Origin of the sequence: Pseudomonas sp. P8_229 (assembly GCF_034008635.1) — a bacterium.
GTDB lineage: Bacteria > Pseudomonadota > Gammaproteobacteria > Pseudomonadales > Pseudomonadaceae > Aquipseudomonas.
This window is the reverse complement of the sequence record NZ_CP125378.1, coordinates 1,630,425-1,648,536: the sequence shown is the minus strand read 5'-3', so window position 1 is coordinate 1,648,536 and position 18,112 is coordinate 1,630,425. Positions and strand designations below refer to the sequence as shown.

13 protein-coding genes are annotated in these 18,112 nt (G+C 61.2%); 4 read left to right on the top strand and 9 right to left on the bottom strand.

Annotated features, from left to right (window positions below):
• The first annotated feature begins 9 nt into the window (after positions 1–9).
• Both QMK55_RS07410 and QMK55_RS07405 read left to right on the top strand, forming a co-directional pair.
• Complete coding sequence (locus QMK55_RS07410; RefSeq protein ID WP_102357409.1) at positions 10–648, top strand: LysE family translocator; 639 nt, start codon at positions 10–12, stop codon at positions 646–648.
• Between the two features lie 2 nt (positions 649–650).
• The gene (locus QMK55_RS07405; protein ID WP_320328954.1) at positions 651–1,148 is read left to right on the top strand and encodes a GNAT family N-acetyltransferase; all 498 of its coding nucleotides are present in this window, start codon (positions 651–653) and stop codon (positions 1,146–1,148) included.
• Between the two features lie 105 nt (positions 1,149–1,253).
• Here QMK55_RS07405 and metR read toward each other — a convergent pair whose 3' ends face one another.
• From metR to QMK55_RS07390, 3 genes are all read right to left on the bottom strand, one after another.
• Positions 1,254–2,171 (bottom strand): transcriptional regulator MetR, encoded by a 918-nt coding sequence (gene metR, locus QMK55_RS07400; protein WP_047296309.1) that lies wholly within the window; start codon positions 2,169–2,171, stop codon positions 1,254–1,256.
• Between the two features lie 123 nt (positions 2,172–2,294).
• On the bottom strand, positions 2,295–7,358 hold the full coding sequence (locus QMK55_RS07395; protein WP_320328953.1) for a dermonecrotic toxin domain-containing protein: 5,064 nt from the start codon (positions 7,356–7,358) through the stop codon (positions 2,295–2,297).
• Between the two features lie 296 nt (positions 7,359–7,654).
• Entirely contained in the window at positions 7,655–8,476 is an 822-nt protein-coding gene (locus QMK55_RS07390; RefSeq protein WP_320328952.1) for a hypothetical protein, read from the bottom strand.
• 302 nt (positions 8,477–8,778) lie between these two features.
• Between QMK55_RS07390 and QMK55_RS07385 the strand changes: the two genes are divergently transcribed.
• The gene (locus QMK55_RS07385) at positions 8,779–9,798 is read left to right on the top strand and encodes an alpha/beta hydrolase (protein WP_320328951.1); all 1,020 of its coding nucleotides are present in this window, start codon (positions 8,779–8,781) and stop codon (positions 9,796–9,798) included.
• 176 nt (positions 9,799–9,974) lie between these two features.
• On the top strand, positions 9,975–10,640 hold the full coding sequence (locus QMK55_RS07380; protein ID WP_102354922.1) for a DsbA family oxidoreductase: 666 nt from the start codon (positions 9,975–9,977) through the stop codon (positions 10,638–10,640).
• A 10-nt stretch (positions 10,641–10,650) separates the two neighbouring features.
• On the opposite strand, the gene QMK55_RS07375 is transcribed toward QMK55_RS07380, so the two are convergent.
• From QMK55_RS07375 to QMK55_RS07350, 6 genes are read right to left on the bottom strand one after another with little or no spacing between them, the layout of a single operon-like run.
• Positions 10,651–12,042, bottom strand: a complete 1,392-nt coding sequence (locus QMK55_RS07375; RefSeq protein WP_102354923.1) for a sigma-54-dependent transcriptional regulator — start codon at positions 12,040–12,042, stop codon at positions 10,651–10,653.
• Positions 12,032–13,804, bottom strand: coding sequence for a sensor histidine kinase (locus QMK55_RS07370; RefSeq protein ID WP_320328950.1), 1,773 nt, complete (start codon positions 13,802–13,804; stop codon positions 12,032–12,034). Before QMK55_RS07370 ends, QMK55_RS07375 begins: the two co-directional genes overlap by 11 nt.
• Positions 13,801–14,928 carry a GNAT family N-acetyltransferase gene (locus QMK55_RS07365; protein ID WP_102354925.1) on the bottom strand — a complete coding sequence of 376 codons (1,128 nt, stop codon included), beginning with the start codon at positions 14,926–14,928 and terminating at the stop codon, positions 13,801–13,803. Before QMK55_RS07365 ends, QMK55_RS07370 begins: the two co-directional genes overlap by 4 nt.
• Positions 14,929–14,978: 50 nt before the next feature.
• Complete coding sequence (locus tag QMK55_RS07360) at positions 14,979–15,857, bottom strand: alpha/beta hydrolase (RefSeq protein ID WP_102354926.1); 879 nt, start codon at positions 15,855–15,857, stop codon at positions 14,979–14,981.
• The gene (locus QMK55_RS07355; RefSeq protein WP_025112402.1) at positions 15,854–17,248 is read right to left on the bottom strand and encodes an aspartate aminotransferase family protein; all 1,395 of its coding nucleotides are present in this window, start codon (positions 17,246–17,248) and stop codon (positions 15,854–15,856) included. The genes QMK55_RS07360 and QMK55_RS07355 overlap by 4 nt, the downstream gene beginning before the upstream one ends.
• A complete protein-coding gene (locus QMK55_RS07350) occupies positions 17,241–17,951 on the bottom strand; it encodes an HAD-IB family phosphatase (protein ID WP_102354927.1) in 711 nt (236 codons plus the stop codon). The genes QMK55_RS07355 and QMK55_RS07350 overlap by 8 nt, the downstream gene beginning before the upstream one ends.
• Between the last annotated feature and the right edge of the window lie 161 nt (positions 17,952–18,112).

Below are 18,112 nucleotides of genomic sequence, written 5' to 3'. Positions count from 1 at the left end.
GACACTGCCATGATCCCGCTTCAAGACTTGCTGATCTTCGCCGCCGCCGCGCTGTTGATGGTGCTGACGCCGGGGCCGAACATGATTTACCTGATCTCGCGTTCGATCTGTCAGGGACGCAAGGCCGGGGTCACGTCGTTGTTGGGCGTGGTGGGTGGATTCTTCGTGCACATGTTCGCGGCGGCTGCCGGTTTGACTGCGGTGTTTTTGGCGGTGCCGATGGCCTATGAAGTGTTGAAGTGGGCCGGTGCGCTGTACTTGCTGTGGCTGGCCTGGCAAGCGGTGAAACCCGGTGCGCGCTCGCCGTTCGAGGCGCAGCAATTGCCGCCGGACTCCTCGCGCAGACTGATCACCATGGGCTTTCTCACCAGCGCCTTGAACCCGAAAATCGCGGTCTTCTACCTTTCGGTGTTTCCGCAATTCATCACCCCCGAACACGGCTCGGTGTTCACCCAGAGCATCATCCTCGGCCTGACCCAGATCAGCGTCAGTTTCAGCGTCAATCTGCTGATCGCGTTGTTTGCGGCAGGCATTGCCTCGTGGTTCGTGCGTAACCCGACGTGGCTGGCAATCCAGCGCTACTTCATGGGCTTTGTGCTCGGTGGCCTGGCGGTGCGCCTGATGCTGGAACAACGCAGGACGGCCTGAACATGTGGATCGAACGGCTGGACGCCAGCCACGCGCTGGCCTACCGCGAATTGATGCTGGAGGCCTACGACCGCCACCCGCAGGCGTTCACCTCCAGTGTGCGCGAGCGCGCAGTGATGCCGTTGAGCTGGTGGGAAGGGCGCCTGACCAGCAAGCTCGATGTGGTGCTTGGCGCGTTCGAAACAGGCACGTTGGCCGGGATCGTCGGCCTGGCCTTCGAACCCCGGGAAAAGGCCCGCCACAAGGCCACCCTGTTCGGTATGTATGTGTCAGCCGACTTTCGTCAGCACGGTCTGGGGCATGAATTGGTGCAGGCCGCGCTGGCCGAAGCGCAAAACCATCCCGAACTGAAAGTCGTCCAGCTCACCGTCACCGCCGGCAATGACGCCGCGTTCAACCTGTACCAGCGCTGCGGCTTCATCCAGTTCGGGCTTGAGCCGCTGGCGGTACGGGTCGGCGAAGACTACTTCGACAAGATCCACATGTGGCGTGAACTCTGATCGCCCCCTAAGTGAGGGGCTTTTGTGGTGAGGGGATAAATCCCCTCACCACAATGAATCTTTTTATCCCGCAAATGTTCAAGCAGGGCGATCGAGTTGGGTGAATCAGCGCACCGCGCTGACCCCATCCAGCGTCGAGAACGACGTGTCCTTGGCCGTCAGCAGGAAATCGCGCATGTACGGCGCATCCAGCATGTCGGCGCGGATCGCCGCGTACAGCGTGGCAAACAGGCCTTTCTCGCCCAGCCGCTTGGCCTTCACATAGCCACGCGAGCTGTACTCGTGCAGCGCCCAGTGCGGCATGCCGCAGACGCCACGGCCGCTGGCGACCAGTTGCATCATCATCACCGACAGCTCCGAAGTGCGGACCTGCGCCGGTTCGATGTCGGCCGGTTCGAGGAAACGGGTGAAAATGTCCAGCCGATCGCGTTCCACCGGGTAGGTGATCAGGGTTTCAGTCAGCAGGTCTTCGGGCACGATGTAGGGTTTGCTCGCCAGTGGATGCTGGTTGGCAACCGCGAGCATCGCTTCGTAGGTGAACAGCGGCACGTAGGTGATACCGGCGATGTCCAGCGGATCGGAGGTCACCACCAGGTCCAGGTCACCACGGGCCAGTGCCGGCAGCGGAGCGAAGGCGAAGCCCGAGGCGAGGTCGAGTTCGACTTCCGGCCAGGCATCGCGGAACTGGTCGATGGTCGGCATCAGCCACTGGAAGCAGCTGTGGCACTCGATCGCCATGTGCAGGCGCCCGGCAGTGCCACCGGCCAGTCGGCTTATGTCGCGTTCGGCGGCGCGCAGCAGCGGCAGGGTTGCATCAGCCAGTTGCAGCAGGCGCAAACCGGCGCTGGTGAAGCGCACCGGTTTGGTCTTGCGCACGAACAACGGCATGCCCATGCGCTCCTCCAGTTCCTTGAACTGGTGGGACAGCGCCGATTGGGTCAGGTGCAGGCGGTCGGCGGCATCGACCAGGCTGTCGGCTTCGCGCAGGGCATGCAGGGTTTTCAAATGACGGATTTCAAGCACCGCAGGGCTCCATGAATAAAATTTGTGAACAGGGCGAAGACGGTGAGTTTGTCTCATGTTGGCGGGGCTGTCGACCGCTGAAGTCGCAGCGGGGCACTTCCTGTGCCCCGCTGTTTTTCTGTCTTAGAGGTTGGCGAAATGCTGGATGCCCAGCGGTTTGCCGATATCACCGCGCCAGATCGCCTCGACCTGAGCGCCGCTGGTCGCTTGGGCCTGTTGCCATTGCAGGCCGAGATTGCGCTGCTCTGGCAATTTCAGATGGGCTTTGACGAAGTCGTGGAACGGCACTTTGTCCGAGGTGTAGTGAAAGTGTGCGTACCACAGCGTGCGTGGCGGGTTGGCGGTGAGGTCGCGCACCTCATATTCCTGGAGAAAGTCCTTGCGCCCGTCAGCGCGCTTGCCCAGCGCGCGCATTGCGCCTTCCTTGCGGATATCGAGCATTTTCTGTTGCAGCAGATAGTCCAGATAACCCTCGGTAGGGGTTCTGCTGCGCAGTGACTGATCGATGCGCAACGTACGGCCGAGGCTTATCAATTCCTGGGCCTGGTCCTGCAATTGCACGACCAGTGGCTCGGCTGGCGAGAGCCGTGCGATGGCGTTCGCACGGGTGCTCAGTTCGGTCGCTTCACTGCCTAACATGTGTTCCAGATCGACGGGCAGCATGTCTTGTCTCGCGTAACCGGTGACTTTGCTGTTATAGGCCTGGACGCCGGCCAGGCGCTTTCGGGCTTCTTTCAGCAGCGGCTGCACGTTGGCTGGCAAGGGGGGCGCAGAGGCCGCCGGTTGAGCGTGCAAATGGTATTTGCCGCTCGAACGCGGTAACCAGGTTTCCTGATAACCGTCGATGCCTTCGATGGTGAAGCGCTTTTGCCGGGTTCCGGCATCAATACTTTCGATACCGATCAGCAATTGGTTGTCCTCGGTTTCAAACAATTGCTTGCCGCCCGCTTCTTTGGGCTTGATCGCCGGACGCTGCCTGATCGCTTGGCGAGCATGTTGTTCAACCTTGGTCAGACCATCGAGAAACGCTTTGACCTGTTCAAGATCGAGGTGCTGGGGATAACCCAGCGTCCACGCGTTCAACTGCCGACGAAAGCCTGCGTAGGTGTCCAGGCAGTCCTCGATCACCCGGTTGCGCTGTGCAAGGCTGGCCTGCACATCCGGTAGATGATGCTGCGTCAGCAGCGCCCGTCCGACCTTGACTCGTGCTTCTTTGAGTTGAACGTGGAAGTAGACCCAGGACAGATCGTCGACCGCTTCATAGTGGGTAATGATCTCCAGAATGTGCGCGGTTCTGAGGTAATAGTGCGTGGTTTCGCCAAACCGTTGGTTGAGTGGCGCAAGCTCCGCTGTCATTTTGGCTTTGTGTGCGCGGTTGGTGATGCGGCTGTTCCACAGATTGGCCTGTTCGATGAGCCCGTGCTGGTGATCGAATTCCTTGAGGAAGTTTTTGCGCACGACTTTGCGTTGGGCCATGAGGCTTAAATGCGCTGTGGTGTCATCGAAGGGCGTCGCATCGGACTGCGCAACGAGTGCGTCGACACTGTTCAGATGCTCCAGCAGGCGTTGGCGGGAAATCGCGGCGCGCTGTATTGAGCGATCCACCAGCGCCCATGCGCAGCGACTTTGAATGTCTTCGAGCAGCAGGCGTTTTCTGCCGTGACTCAGTGGCAGTAGTTCGGCAACGTTCTGGTAGAGCTCCTGAGCCAGTCCGATATCGTTGAGGCAGGCGGTATCGACCGTCGCTTCCAGAGATTGACGCTCGGCAATGGACAGTTGGTTGTCACGCTCCAACAACCGGTTGTAACGCTCCAACAGTTGGTTGGAACTGCGCGTCTGGGTATCAAGGCGCCGGGTGTAGGCATCGGCGGTGTTGGTCAGGGTCAATTGCCTGCGCAGTTGCCGATCGGTCCACCAGCGCGGCAACCACTGGCGGATCGGGGCGGGCCAGAGCGGATCCATGCCGTCAGCCAGATGCCCGAGTACCGCGCCGCCGCCTGCGCCGCCCCCCTCCATCACGGTGCCGAACACCGCGTAGTGAGTGTTCCACTGGCCGCTTTCGTCGAGGGCGATCGGCTGTTTGTAGCCGCGAAGCCAGGTGCCGTAGAGTCTCCAGCCGCGCGGTGCATCGCCGAGCTGGACGCGATAGGTGCGGCCCTGACGGACGATGAAGTCGCCATCGACATGGCGGTAGACGTTGCGGTAGACGCCGTGGGTGGCAGGGTGCAGGCCGGCCAGGGAAATTTCGTGTTCGTATTCGTAACCCTTGAAGCGATCGAGCGACTGCCGGGCCCATTGCCAGGACGTCGGTATCGCGGCCGGTTTGCCCCATGCCGCGCGTTGCCGTCGACGGGTCACCAGACGTGCGGCAGCCGGGGCCGATACCGTCCCCGGAAGCACGTCCATGGCAGCATCGATCAGTGACAGCAGCACCGCCTCCACCTCGGCCAGCCCCTGACCGATCTCACCCCGCAAGAACGCCGCCACGGCCAGATTGGCGCTGTTCCAGGCGTCATACAGGGCCACCGCTGCGCCGATGAACGGCAGCATGCCGATGGCCATTTTCAGGTAATTGAACAGCGCACCGGACTTCAAGGCGCAGTGCTCCAGATACAACGCATCGTTGGAGCGCGAGCTGTTGCGATGGGCTTCCAGCAACCGGCCCATGTGCACGTTCAGCAGATGGTTGGCGAGTGATGTCGTAGCGGGCCATGCCATTCCGACGCCGATCAGGGCATCGAAGTTGCGCAGTTGCGCCTGCTCGATCCGGCTGACATGACTGGCAAAATCGCCGCTCACGGCGCGCCCGGCCAGATAGTTGACCATTTTGCTGTCCACGCAACGCTTGAACAGATCCAAGCGCGCCTGTTCCAGTGTTTCGTACTGGCGCAGGAAGATGGCGTCGCTGCTGTCGGGCAGATACAGCAGGGTCAGGCCAGCGGTTTGCTCGACAATGAACGTCACGCCTGTGAGCGTGCTCGGTCCCTGATGCGCGGTGTCTTCACCGCCGACCGTCAGATGCGCCGGCAGCAGTGCTATGCGTTGACCATCGACCGCGTAAGCCTCAGGTGTTGTCGCATCGATGGCAATCTTCAGCAGGTCATGGCCGGCGCTGTCGATGTGTCCTTGCAGCAGGGCGAATTCGCCTTGCAGTTTGAGCATCAAGCGCCACGGCTCGCTCAGGCATTCGCGGCGCCAGGCCTGTTGGAACACAGGTTCTGCCGGCGTGCCGAAAAACGTCTGGCGAATCAGGCTTTCGTAGCGTCCGGGCAGATCCAGTTCTGTCACCAGTTTGCGCAAGTAGGCCGGTTTGAGCCCGGCCTCGATGCTCCGCCGGTCGGCGGCGTCTTCGGTGCTGACCTTGAGCCGCATGAACAACAGGCGCCACCCCATGTCCTGGTCGATGTTGTCCTGTGCCAGTTGTTCGAGGGTGATGTCGCTGCGTCTGGCGCTGGCCGTCAGGACATTGCGTTGTGGTGTGCCGGGCGCGGCGCCCTCGATCAGGGTTTTTTGCCAGACCGTGGAATCGGGCAGGTCGAGGCTTACGGACACACGTGTTCCCAACGAGAAGTCTGTGCGCAATCGGGCGTCGATGCGTTTTTCGGCGAAGGCCTGACGCGGCGGGAGTTCGCGCTCGAGCAAGGCATGGGCGCGTCGAATGGCGACGAGATAATGGCTGATCAGCGTTTTGATCCGTGCACGGTGTGCGCCGTCCACGTTGTCGAACCATGCGGGCAGGTTGCCGGCCAGCGCGGCGCTGTGATCTTGCTCCTGGCGCTCGGCAAATGCCCGTTCACGGGCCTGCGCGAGCGGCAGGGTCAGGCGCGGCAGGTGTTGTTCGCGCAGCTTTTCCATTTCGCTGTTGCGCTCGCTGGCATGCGTGGGCAACGGGTTGTCGTGCAGAATCTGCGCGGCTTGTTGTTCGCACTGATAGAGCTGCTGATCAAGCGACCAGGCGAGCGGATCGCTCTTGAGTGGCGTCAGGTGCAGGGCCAGTTCGTGATCGTTGGGCGAGCGCTTGAACAGGTTCTGCTCCAGCGCCAGACGCGAATCGAAGCGCTGCAGTCCGCCGAACTGGCCCGGCCAGTAGAGCAGCAGGCTTTCGGTCGAGCCTGGCTCCAGCGCCAAAGACGCGGCGATGATCAGCACGCCATGCAGGTCCTCGATGTGGGGAAGGTCCTGGTCTGCCGCCGACAACGACACGCGGGCAATCACCCCGTCGACCAGCTGAGGGTTGCGCTCAGGTGCGTCCAGCAACGCGATGATTCGCCGGTGCTCCTCGACGCTCAGGTGATCGAGCACCCGTTGCAGTTCGACCTCGATGCGCAGCCCCGCGATTCGGGCCTGCAGCAGCGCGTGGTAATGGACATTTGTGGCATGGCGCAGTTCGAGCATTTTCAGTGGATCGCGGTTGTCTAGCAGTGCCGATGCTGCATCATGACTGGCTTGGCGGGCCTCGCTCAGCGCGTCGAACTGCTGCGCCAGTTGCTGACGTTGCGGGCTGTTCAGATCCGCGGCAGCGGTCTCGCCAAGCAAACGGTCGAGCGCGCGCTGTTCACGCGCCAGCGTCTGCCGGCGCAGCTCAAGGGGAATGTCGGCCACCAGCAAGCCAAAGGGCGTAACCTCATCGACGGTTGGCTCGGCGCTCTCAGGCAGAGTGGGCGCGACCGGAAAAAATTTGTCGAGCGCGGCCCAACCAGCGCCGGTGCTTGCCGATGTGGACATCAATGGTTCAACTCCGCGTGTGAGCGGATCGTTACCGAACTGGATGAAGTCCAGCGAGGTGGTGCGTAGCGGATCCGGGTGCTGATCAATCAGCCAGCGTTCAAGATCGGTCTGCTGTTCGAAACGGATCAACGGTTGCGGGTGCGCGGGCAGATAAAGCAGTACCGTTTCCTCCAGCTGGATCAGCAACGTGCCGTACAAGCGCAGACGGCTGTTATCGACACGGTTGAGTACCGGTTGCGCGACCCGCAGATCCGCAGCGATCTTGCTCGAAGGTGTGAGGAGCTGCGCCAGCCTGTGTCGTTGTGCGGAGTCGAGCTTGCCTTCGGCATCCGCCCATTGAATCGCGGCCTCGAAATGCAGGTGATAGAGACTCAGGGCATGGTCGCGACGCGACAACGCAGTACCGGGCGCGCGGGCACCCCACCAGGCGCTTTCGGGCTGCCGGGGGTGGTGGGCCATGAGATCCAGCCATTGCTGGTGACAGTCGTTCAAACGCGCTGTCGCCAACAGGTGAAGATTTTGATCGACGTGTGGCTGTAGTCGTTGATCAAGGCCGAAATCGGCCGTTGCAGGGGGCAGTGCGTGGGACATGCGACAAGGCTCCAAAAGGCATGCAGGCCGGAAAATCCCGGGCATTCATGCCATTAGAGGCGAGCCGTCACAGAGCCCTGCGGTACATAGTTATCGCTTGATCGCGCATTCGTTTCGGTGGGTGTCCACCTCAGGTCACGCGCGATCAACAATTACCTCAGTGATCAAGGCAAGCAGGATTGCGCGACGTCCTGATCTTCTTGTCGGAATTCAAACCGCGCATTCTGCGTAGAGGTCGGCATCGTCAGTTTTATGATCGGGACGATTTTGCCTTTTGATTCGTTGTAGAAGTCGCGTTGGTTATACCTCGCCACGGCCAGCCCGCTATCCACGTAGAAGAATGCTTCGATGGGCAGTTGTGCCGGGATCCCCTTCGGCCAGGTTTTGATGATGAGTTCGCTGAATTCATTGAACCCCGGACGCCCGACGGGTTTCAGCGCGATCGCGCGGATGGCTTGATAAAACGAGTCGGCGGCGAGTTCATTCATTTCGTCGCGCACATCGAAGCTGCACTGATAGCGGAAATAATCGACGTTGTGGGTGAAGGTGTGGGCGACCCACTGTTCGGCCGTGGTGATGTTCTGGGACTGGCAGCGTTTACTGACGACAGGGTAAACATCGGATGCACCACAGCCCGGTTTATCCCGGCCCCATGTCGCGCCGTCGATGGGAAACACACACAGCACCATGGTTTGCACAGTGCCCACCGGGCGTTTCAATACCGGGTAAATGATGTAGCCATTGTTCCGGTCCCAGGGCATGTGCCTGAAACTGGCGTCTTTGCGCAAATACGAGAACGACATTCCGCCCAGTTCGATGGCACCGGGACTCGGGTCCCAGACATGGAAACCGTTCGGGGTATCGGTGGCGCGCAACATCAGGCCGGAGCAGAGAAAGGCTGGCTGGCTGGACGCGCCATTACACATTCTGATGGTTTCGTCATAGCGCTTTTGCAGTTCGGCAGCGACACCGACCCCTGAAGGCATCTGCGGTACCTGAGTGACCTCCATCGGTGGAGTGCTGCAAGCAGAGAACAACAGTGCGAGTGCAACTATCCAGATTCTCATCAACTTTCCTCCAGGATTGATTGTGTTGTCCTGGTCTCAGTGCAACGAAAAGCGGGTGTGCGCACTACTGACAGAAATGACAGTTGCGACGAACGGTTGCGGCTGACAGCGAATGACCGCTCGGCACTCTTCATCAAACTGTCACGCAACTGTGGCAGCGCGCTTGAACAAACTTCATCAGACTCGCGCTCTACTGGGGTTCTGCGTTTCGGTGTTTTTCCATGCGTTTATTTTTTCTGTTGGCCGCGCTGTTGTTCGGCCTGCCGTCGATGGCGGCTTCGCGTTGCGACGTCAATGTACCGACTGAACGGGTCGATCTGGCGCAGGTGAGCCTGGCCTACCAGAGCATTGGCCGCGCGTCGGATCCGGCGCTGTTGCTGGTCATGGGGCTGGGCGGGCAGTTGATCCACTGGCCGGACGAAGTGGTGGTTGCGTTGTGTCAGCAGGGTTTCCGGGTGATCCGCTACGACAACCGTGATGTTGGTCTGTCGACCTGGCGCCAGGCGCCGGCCGAGGCCAACCTGACCTTTGAAGTGCTGCGCTACAAGCTCGGCCTGCCCGTGTCAGCTCCGTATTCACTGACCGACATGGCCGATGACGCGCTGGGTTTGATGGACGCGCTGCACGTCGAGCAGTTCCACGTACTGGGCGCGAGCATGGGCGGGATGATCGCCCAGCATCTTGCAGCAATGGCACCGCAACGGGTGGAGAGCCTGACGCTGATCATGACCAGTTCCGGCGCCGAAGGCTTGCCGGCACCGAGTGCGGCGCTGGTGCAACTGCTGGCGCGACGCGGTGCGCCGAATCGCGAGGTGGCGCTGGAGCAGCAGGCTGATCTGTTGGCGGCACTGGGCAGTCCGGCGGTTACTGATGATCGACAGGCGTTGCTGCATCAGGCAGCGGTGGCCTACGACCGGGCGTTCAACCCCGATGGTGTGAAGCGCCAGATCATGGCGATTCTTGCGGAACCGAGCCGGGTGGCATTGCTCAATCAACTGCGGGTACCGACCCTGGTGGTGCACGGCACGGCCGATCCGTTGCTGCCGGTGATGCACGGTGTGCATCTGGCGGCGCATATTCGCGGCAGTCAGTTGAAACTGATTCCGGGCCTGGCCCATCGTTTTCAGGAAGCATTCAAGGCGCCGTTGCTGGCGGCGGTGTTGCCGTATCTGCAGCAGCATCGTGAAGATACGTCGCACTGGGCGCAGATTGAACCGGTGGCAAGCGGTAACCTGCTGTAGGCGAGGTTTTGGCGGTGTTGATTCGGGCCCCTTCGCGAGCAAGCCCGCTCCCACATGGGCACCGTATTCCACTGTGGGAGCGGGCTTGCTCGCGAAGGGGGCATCACTGTCAGTGCAACGCCGGGCAGGTGTATCGTGCAGACTTTTCCGCACGTTTTCCGTCTGCGAGGTGTGTGATGAGTTCCGCTCTGAAAATCGATTTTGTCAGCGACGTATCCTGCCCCTGGTGCGTTGTCGGTCTGTACGGTCTGCTGCAGGCGCTGGAGATTCTGCGCGATGAAGTGCAGGCCGAGATTCATTTCCAGCCGTTCGAATTGAACCCGAAGATGGGCCCCGAGGGGCAGAACATCACCGAGCACATCGGCGAGAAGTACGGTTCGACCCCGGAGCAGTCGCAGAAAAACCGCGAAGCGATTCGTGCCCGTGGCGCCGACGTCGGTTTCGCTTTTCGCACCGACGGCAACAGCCGCATCTACAACACCTTCGATGCACACCGCTTGCTGCATTGGGCCGGGCTTGAGGGTTTGCAATTGCCGTTGAAGGAGGCGCTGTTCAAGGCGTATTTCACTGATGGCGGCAATCCGTCCGATCACGCACAACTCACGCAGATTGCCGAAAGCGTCGGTCTGGATCGCCAGCGCGCGGTGGCGATTCTGGCCTCCGACGAGTTTGCCGATGAAGTGCGCGAAGAAGAACAACTCTGGCTGCAACGTGGCGTGAGTTCAGTGCCGACCGTGGTGTTCAACGGTCAGTACGCGGTGACGGGCGGGCAACCGGTGGACACGTTTGTCGGGGCGATCCGGCAGATCATGAGTGAAGCCCGGGGCGGCGCAGTCAGCTAAAACCACAACCTCAACGCACGATCTTGTCGACGTGGATCCCGAGTTTCTTCAGGCGATACCAGAAGCTGCGCTCGGAGATCCCGATTAACTGCGCGGCAGCGGCCTGGACGCCGTTGCTCTGTTGCAGGGCCGCGAGAATGTAGGCTTTCTCGACGTCTGCCAGCGCCGCGTCCAGGTCCGCCGGCACACCGTTGATTTCGCTCAGCGGGCCACTGCTGTCAGAGGCTTGCGCAGCGAACAGATACGCCGGCAGATCCTGCTCTTCGATGATGTTGGCGGACGCAACGATGGTCGCCCGTTCCACGCAGTTCTGCAGTTCACGAATGTTGCCCGGCCATGAATAGCGGGTCATGGCCTGCAAGGCTTGCGCGCTGAAACCGCTGATGCGCTTGCCAGCGGCGGCGCCGAGCGTGAGGGCGAAATGCCGGGCCAGCGGCGCGATGTCCTCGACCCGTTCGCGTAGCGCCGGCAGGGGAATGGGAAAGACGTTGAGGCGGTAGTAGAGGTCCTCGCGAAACTCCTTGTTGGCCACCGCTTGCAGCAGGTCTTTATTGGTGGCGGCAATCACCCGTACATCGACTTTGCGTTCCTTGGTATCGCCCACCGGCTCGATCACCCGCTCCTGCAGGGCACGGAGGATTTTCGCCTGCAGCGCCAGGGGCATTTCGCCGATTTCATCGAGAAACAGCGTGCCTTTGTCGGCCTGCTGAAATCGCCCGATACGATCAGCCACGGCGCCGGTGAACGCGCCTTTGCGGTGGCCGAACATTTCGCTTTCGAGCAGCCCCTCGGGAATCGCCGCGCAGTTTACCGCAACGAACGGTTTGTCGGCGCGATTGCCGTGTTTGTGGATGGCCCTGGCGACCATTTCCTTGCCGGTGCCACTCTCGCCGCTGAGCAGCACGGTCGCGGCACTTTCGCGCACCGAGTCCACTGCTTGCAACACGCTGCGGAAACTCGGGCTGTCGCCGATCAGGCTGTCGATCTGCTGATGTTCGTCGAGTTCGGCGCGCATGCGCTGGTTGTCTTTGAGGATGTCGCGAAACTGCAGGGCCTTGCTGACGGTGATGTCCAGTTCGTCGATGTCGAACGGCTTGGCGATGTAGTCGAACGCGCCGTTGCGCATCGATTCCACGGCATTTTTCACCGTGCTGTAGGCGGTCATGACAATCACTGGCATCTGTGGATAGCGGGTTTTCACTTCCGCCAGCAACTGCGGCCCGCCCATGCCGGGCATGCGCCAGTCGCTGATGAGCAGGTCGATGTCTTCGCTCTCCAGCACCTTTAGCGCATGCAGGCCATTACCGGCGGTAAACACGCTGATGCCGTTCTGACCGAGGGCCGAGGCCAGCAGGTCGCAGAGTTTCGGTTCGTCGTCCACCACCAGAATGTTATGCGTCATCGTCGGTCTCGTCGAAATCCTCGCCATTGGCCGGAATGTACAGGCTGAAGGTGGCGCCGGCATCTTTTTCGCTGACGCATTCTACGCGCCCGTTATGGTTTTCCATGACCGAAAACACTTTCGCCAGCCCCAGCCCGGTGCCCGAGGCCTTGGTGGTGACGAACGGGGTGAAAATGCGTTCGAGCATGTCGGCTTCAATCCCCTGGCCGGTGTCGGCGACGCTGATGATGGTGTATTTGGCATCGCTGGCGATGCTCAGGGTCAGTCGGCCGCCATCGGGCATCGCGTCGATGGCGTTGACGATCAGGTTCAGGCCGGCCTGTTTCAGCTGCTTGGCGTCGGCGTAGAGCGTGGCGCCGGGTGCCTGATCGTCGATATGCAGATCGATGTTGTGGCTGGACAGTTCCGGCTCGCAGAACCCGGCCAGTTCATCCACCAGTGCACGGGCTGACTGGGTGGCACGGATCGGCGCGCTGGGTTTGGCGAAGTCGAGGAACTCGGTGATCAGGTCGTTGATCCGGCTGACTTCCTTGACCACGTATTCGAGATGACGCTTGTCGGTTTCCGGCAGATCGGCGCGCCGGTGCAGCAGTTGCGTGGCGGTCTTGATGATGCCCAGCGGATTGCGGATTTCATGGGCCAGGCCCATGGCGACTTCGCCCAGCGCGTGCAAACGGTCACGACGGCGCAGTTGCGACTCCAGATGCTGCAACTCTTCCAGACGCTGGCTCATGTGGTTGAACGTGCTGCTCAGCTCTGCCAGTTCGTCGCCGCCATTCACGCGCAGGCGCTGATGATAATCGCCGGCGATCACCGCTTGTACGCCTCGGGCCAGACCACGCAACGGCTTGGTCAGACGCTGCGAGACCAGCCAGCCGACCGCCAGTGACGCCGCCGAGCTGAGCAGGAAAATCAGGATGAACAGGTTGCTCTGATTGACCAGGCCAACGAGGCTGGTGTGGCGCAGCAGACCGCTGAAGATCACCCCTTGCAGTTGGCCGTTTTCGTTGAAGATCGGTCGGTAGATGCCGCTGTAGTTATTGGTGAATTGCTCGAACGGGCCTTTGGTTTCACGCAGGGTCTGCTCGATTTTTTTCGGCACTTGCAGAGGGTGATCCTGGAAGCGCTGGGTCGAGAAAATCTCCGAAAAGTCATCGCCCTTGGCCAGATACAGGCGCAGGTCCAGCGAGTGCACATCGGCAACGCTGGTCAGAAAACTGTTGTCCAGAAAGGTGCCGATGACCAGCTTGTAGTCGACGCCACCCTGATCGGTTTCGAAGGTCGAAATCACCGTGCCGGTGGCGACGCCGGCGACTTGCAGGGTCTGCAGTACGGCCTTGGGGGCGGTGCTGATCTGACTGACGACATTGTCGTCGGCGGTACTGAACACCACTTTGTTATCGCTGCTGCGGATCAGCGTCACCACATCGATGCCCATCGAGTCGGCGATGTCGGCGGTCAGCTTGTCGTGCCTGGCGGATTGGCGATCGGAGGGCGGGCGGGTGTGACGCATGAACAGCTTCGCGGCCCGGGCGTTTTCACGGAGGATTTCACTGATTTCGTCTTCGACGATTTTCGAGGATTCCTGCAGCCAGATGCGCACGTTACTGTCGAAGATCTGCGACAGCGTGGTGGCCGCCAGCTCCGCGGCGATCATGGTCGGAATCACGCTCACCAGCCAGAACGCCAGCACCAGTTTGCGTTGCAGGCTCCAGCCGGAGAGGGCGAAAGGTCGGGGCGTGGCGCGTCGGTCATTGGTCATTGGGTTTCGCTTATTGCAGCAGCCATGGCAGGGTCGGAGCGATCCGGTCGAACAAACATTTTCACCAGTCCCAGCAGTCGGTCGACCAATGGATTGCGGTGGCGGAAGAACACCGTGTTACCGACAAACGAGCAACCCAGGCGCAGCTTACTGGCATAGCCGGCCTGTCCGCATGCGTAGATCGCCAGTTTGTGTTCAATACAGTAGTCGACATTCACCAGCCAGCTACGGCTGTAAAGGTTGTACTGGCGCGTGCGGGCCAGATCGTGGGCAAAAAACTTGTCGACCATCCGACGCCCATCGAGCAGTACCAGGTTGAACGCCACCAGTTCATCACCGAGCCAATAGAGCACGCACGCCGCCCGCTCATCGAGATGATTGAGCACTTCGCGAAAGTACGCGGCGGGCAGGCATTCGAAGGTCAGGTCACTGCGGGCGAGGGTGGCTTCGTAGAGCTCCATCATGCGTGGCAGCAAGTCATGTACCGAACGCCGCCATTCGATGCGCGGGCCGTGGTTGCGCAAGGTGCGCCGCAGGTCCTTGCGCGTCGATTTGCCGAGGCTGCCCAGGTACGCATCCACCGAGGCGAACGTGATGGGCAACTCGGCGCCGGGCAGGCCGGGCATGCTTTGCAGGCCGGCCTGGCGGCACACCTTGAGCCACTGAGGATCGCGGTGCGAGGCGTCCTTGACCGCGAACAGGCCAATACCGAGCTGGTCGGCGTCGTGTTTCGCCAGCGCCAGCAACTGGGCGAGCAACGCCGGACGCTGAACCTGATCCACGTGCGACGCCGTACCGACATGGCACTGCTCGGCCACTGGCGAGCCGAGGGCGTACAAACGGATGTCGAACAGCCCGGGCAGGCCCCGGCGCAGCCATTGGCTGACGCGTTTGCCCGTGCCCTGCAACGTGGTGTCCAGCGAGTAGGCGGTGGTGAACGCCACGGCAGCCGCGATTACCCGACCGTCTTCTTGCAGGGTCAGATACCGCCAGTGAAAACCGTCAATCCCCGCGCGTTCGACCGCGCGGTAGTAATCCCAGTCTTCCAGCTCATCAGCGAAGCAGTCATTCCAGGCACAGCGATCGATCGCTTCGATGGTTGAAAAGGCTTGAGCGGTGATCACGTCGGTTCCTTGTGTCGGCGAGTCGCGTTAATACGGACGGCGGCGACTGCTCAAGCCCGTTGCCGGGTTTCCAGCGGTGAGGTCCCGGGATCAGCGATCGGCGGCATGACGCCACGCTGGATGAAATCGGCGCTCAACTCCACGACACGGCGGTACTGCAAGTCCACGGTGATCATGTGGTAGCAGTCGTCGAGCAACACTTTGGTCACCGGCCCGCCGAGTTTGCGTTCGACGTAATCGGCATTCCAGCGGCTGGTGATGTCGTCCTCGATGGAGTGCAGCACCAGCGCCGGGGTAGTGATCGACGGCATGCTTTTTTTCACCACGGCGTTGAGCCGGTGCAGTTCGCGCACGGTGACGCCTTCCATGGTCAGCAACCCGGCCTGACTGCTCTGGCCCTCTTTCATCTGGCGTTCGACGATGGCCCGCAGGCGCTCGTTCTTGATGCCGTAGGGCGGCTTCTCTTCGAAGCTGCACAAGTGCACGCCGAACGGGATTCTCATCAGCAACGGGGTGAGGAACGCCAGCTTGTGGATGCTCCAGCCGTCGTAACGCAGAGTCGTCGAATACAGCAGCAAGCCTTCGATCTGCCCCGGGTGTTCGGCGGCCAGGTACATCGACAGCACCGCGCCCATGGACAAGCCACCGACGTAAACCTTGTGATGCTTGCGGCGCACGCCGACGAAGGTGTTGCGCGCGCTTTCGTACCAGTCGCGCCAGCCCGTGGCCTGCAGGTCGGCATTGCCGCCGCAGTGCCCCGCCAGGGTCGGCACGTAGACCGTGTGCCCGGCTTTCGCCAGGCCCACGGCCACCCGACGCAGTTCCGTCGGGGTGCCGGTGAGGCCGTGGATCAACAACACCGCGACCTCGCCACTGCCGAGAACGAAACCGGCGTTGCCTTCGCCCATGTCGATCTCAGAGTCGTTCATCGTTTCATCGCCCGATGCAGGAGGCGGTCGAGGAGGGCCAGGCCCAGGTCGATTTCCGGATAGCTGATTTCCAGCGACGGTGCCAGGGTGATGACGTTCTTGTAGTAGCCGCCCACATCGAGAATCAGGCCCAGGCGGCGACCGTCGATTTCGATGTCGCCCTTCATGCCTTCCTCGACCATGAAGTCCAGGGTGGCCTTGTCCGGGGTGAAGCCGTCTTCGGTGCAGATCTCGCAGCGCAGCGCCAGGCCCAGACCGTCGACATCGCCAATGATCGGGTAGCGTTTTTTCAGGTCCTGCAGGCCGTCGAGGAAGTATTTGCCCTTGGCCATGACCATCGCGCCGTAGTCGACTTCGCTGGTCATCTTGAACATTTCCAGACCCACGGCAGTGCCCAGCGGGTTGGAGGCGAAGGTCGAGTGAGTCGAGCCTGGCGGGAATACTTTCGGGTTGATCAGCTCTTCACGGGCCCAGATGCCGCCCAGCGGGTTCAGGCCGTTGGTCAGCGCCTTGCCGAAGACGATCACGTCGGGTTTGACGTCGAAGTGCTCGATCGACCACAGCTTGCCGGTGCGATAGAAACCCATCTGGATTTCATCGACCACCATCAGGATGCCGTGCTGATCCAGCACGTGCTTGAGTTCGCTGTAGAAGTTCATCGGTGGAATCACGTAGCCGCCGGTGCCCTGGATCGGCTCGACGTAGAAGGCTGCGTATTCGCTCTGGCCGACTTTCGGGTCCCAGACGCCGTTGTATTCGGTCTCGAACAACCGCGCGAATTGCTGCACGCAGTGGCTGCCGTACTCTTCCTTGGTCATGCCTTTCGGGCCGCGGAAGTGATACGGGAACGGGATGAACTGCGCACGCTCGCCGAAGTGGCCGTAGCGGCGGCGATAGCGGTAGCTGGAGGTGATTGACGAAGCACCGAGGGTGCGCCCGTGATAACCGCCCTCGAAGGCGAACATCAGGCTCTTGCCGTTGGTGGCGTTGCGCACGACTTTCAGCGAGTCCTCGATCGACTGCGAGCCGCCGACGTTGAAGTGCACGCGGCCGTCGAGGCCGAACTTGTTCTTGGCGTCGACCGCGATCATTTCCGAGAGCTCGATCTTGCCCTTGTGCAGGTACTGGCTGGCGATCTGCGGCAGGGTGTCGATCTGTTGTTTCAGGGCATTGTTCAGGCGCGGGTTGGCGTAACCGAAGTTGACCGCCGAGTACCACATCTGCAGATCGAGGTAGGCCTGATCTTCGGTGTCCCAGACATAGGAGCCTTCGCAGCGACTGAAGATGCGCGGCGGTTCGATGTAGTGAACGGTGTCGCCGTAGGAGCAGTATTTGGCTTCTTTTTCCAGAAGGACCTGGTCTTCGGCTGTCGCAATGCGGATATCAGACATGGTGCAGGGTTTCCTGTGCTTCAGAAGTGGATTCGGTACTGAAAGAGACGGCGTTGGCGGCCGGGGCCAGCGGCAGGCGGGCCAGCAGTTGTGGCAGTTCGGCGAAGCTGTCGAAACGCGCGTAGGCGATGCCGTTGCGTTCGCAGTGCTCGGCCAGGCGATCCTTGGCGAAGACGAAGTCGGCGGTGGCCGCCACGCACATGTCGGACTGGCCGTCTCCGATCACCAGCACGCGTTTGCTGCTGGGGGTGGACTTGCATTTGCAGTTGCCAGACGCGGCGCGGCAGGCGTCGCTGGCGTAGGGGAAATCGATGCGCCACTTGTCGTGATCGATCTGGCGCAGGCGATTGGCGAGGATCGGCAGCAAGGTCACGTAGTTGCGTGCGAGGATCCGCGCGATGCCTTGCTCGATGCCGTCGCTGACCACTTCCAGCGAAGCGCCGAGGCCGATCACGTGGTCGACGAAATCAGGGAAGTCGGGATCGATCTCGATGCTGTCGAAGAACTCGAGCAGTTGCGAGGGCGTGGCCTGGATTAGCGCCAGTTGACGGCTGAGGCATTCGCGGGAACCGATCCTGCCCTCCAGCCATTCGTTTTCGATGGCTTCCCAGCTCGGGTCGGCGAAGCGTTCAAGGATGCTGTCGATCACATCGGTACGGGTGATGGTCCCGTCGAAGTCACACACGATATGCCAGTCAATCATCTGCAGTACCTGTTGGGTCGAGGCAGTTGTCAGGGTGCGCGGTCTGCGCCTGGCAAGGGGGACAGCAGGGACTGTGCCAAATGGCCGAAGCCCCGTAATGACGGGTCTGATGCGGTTTTTTCGCAAAGTGGAGCTACAATTTTTGTAGCTTGCTACAAACA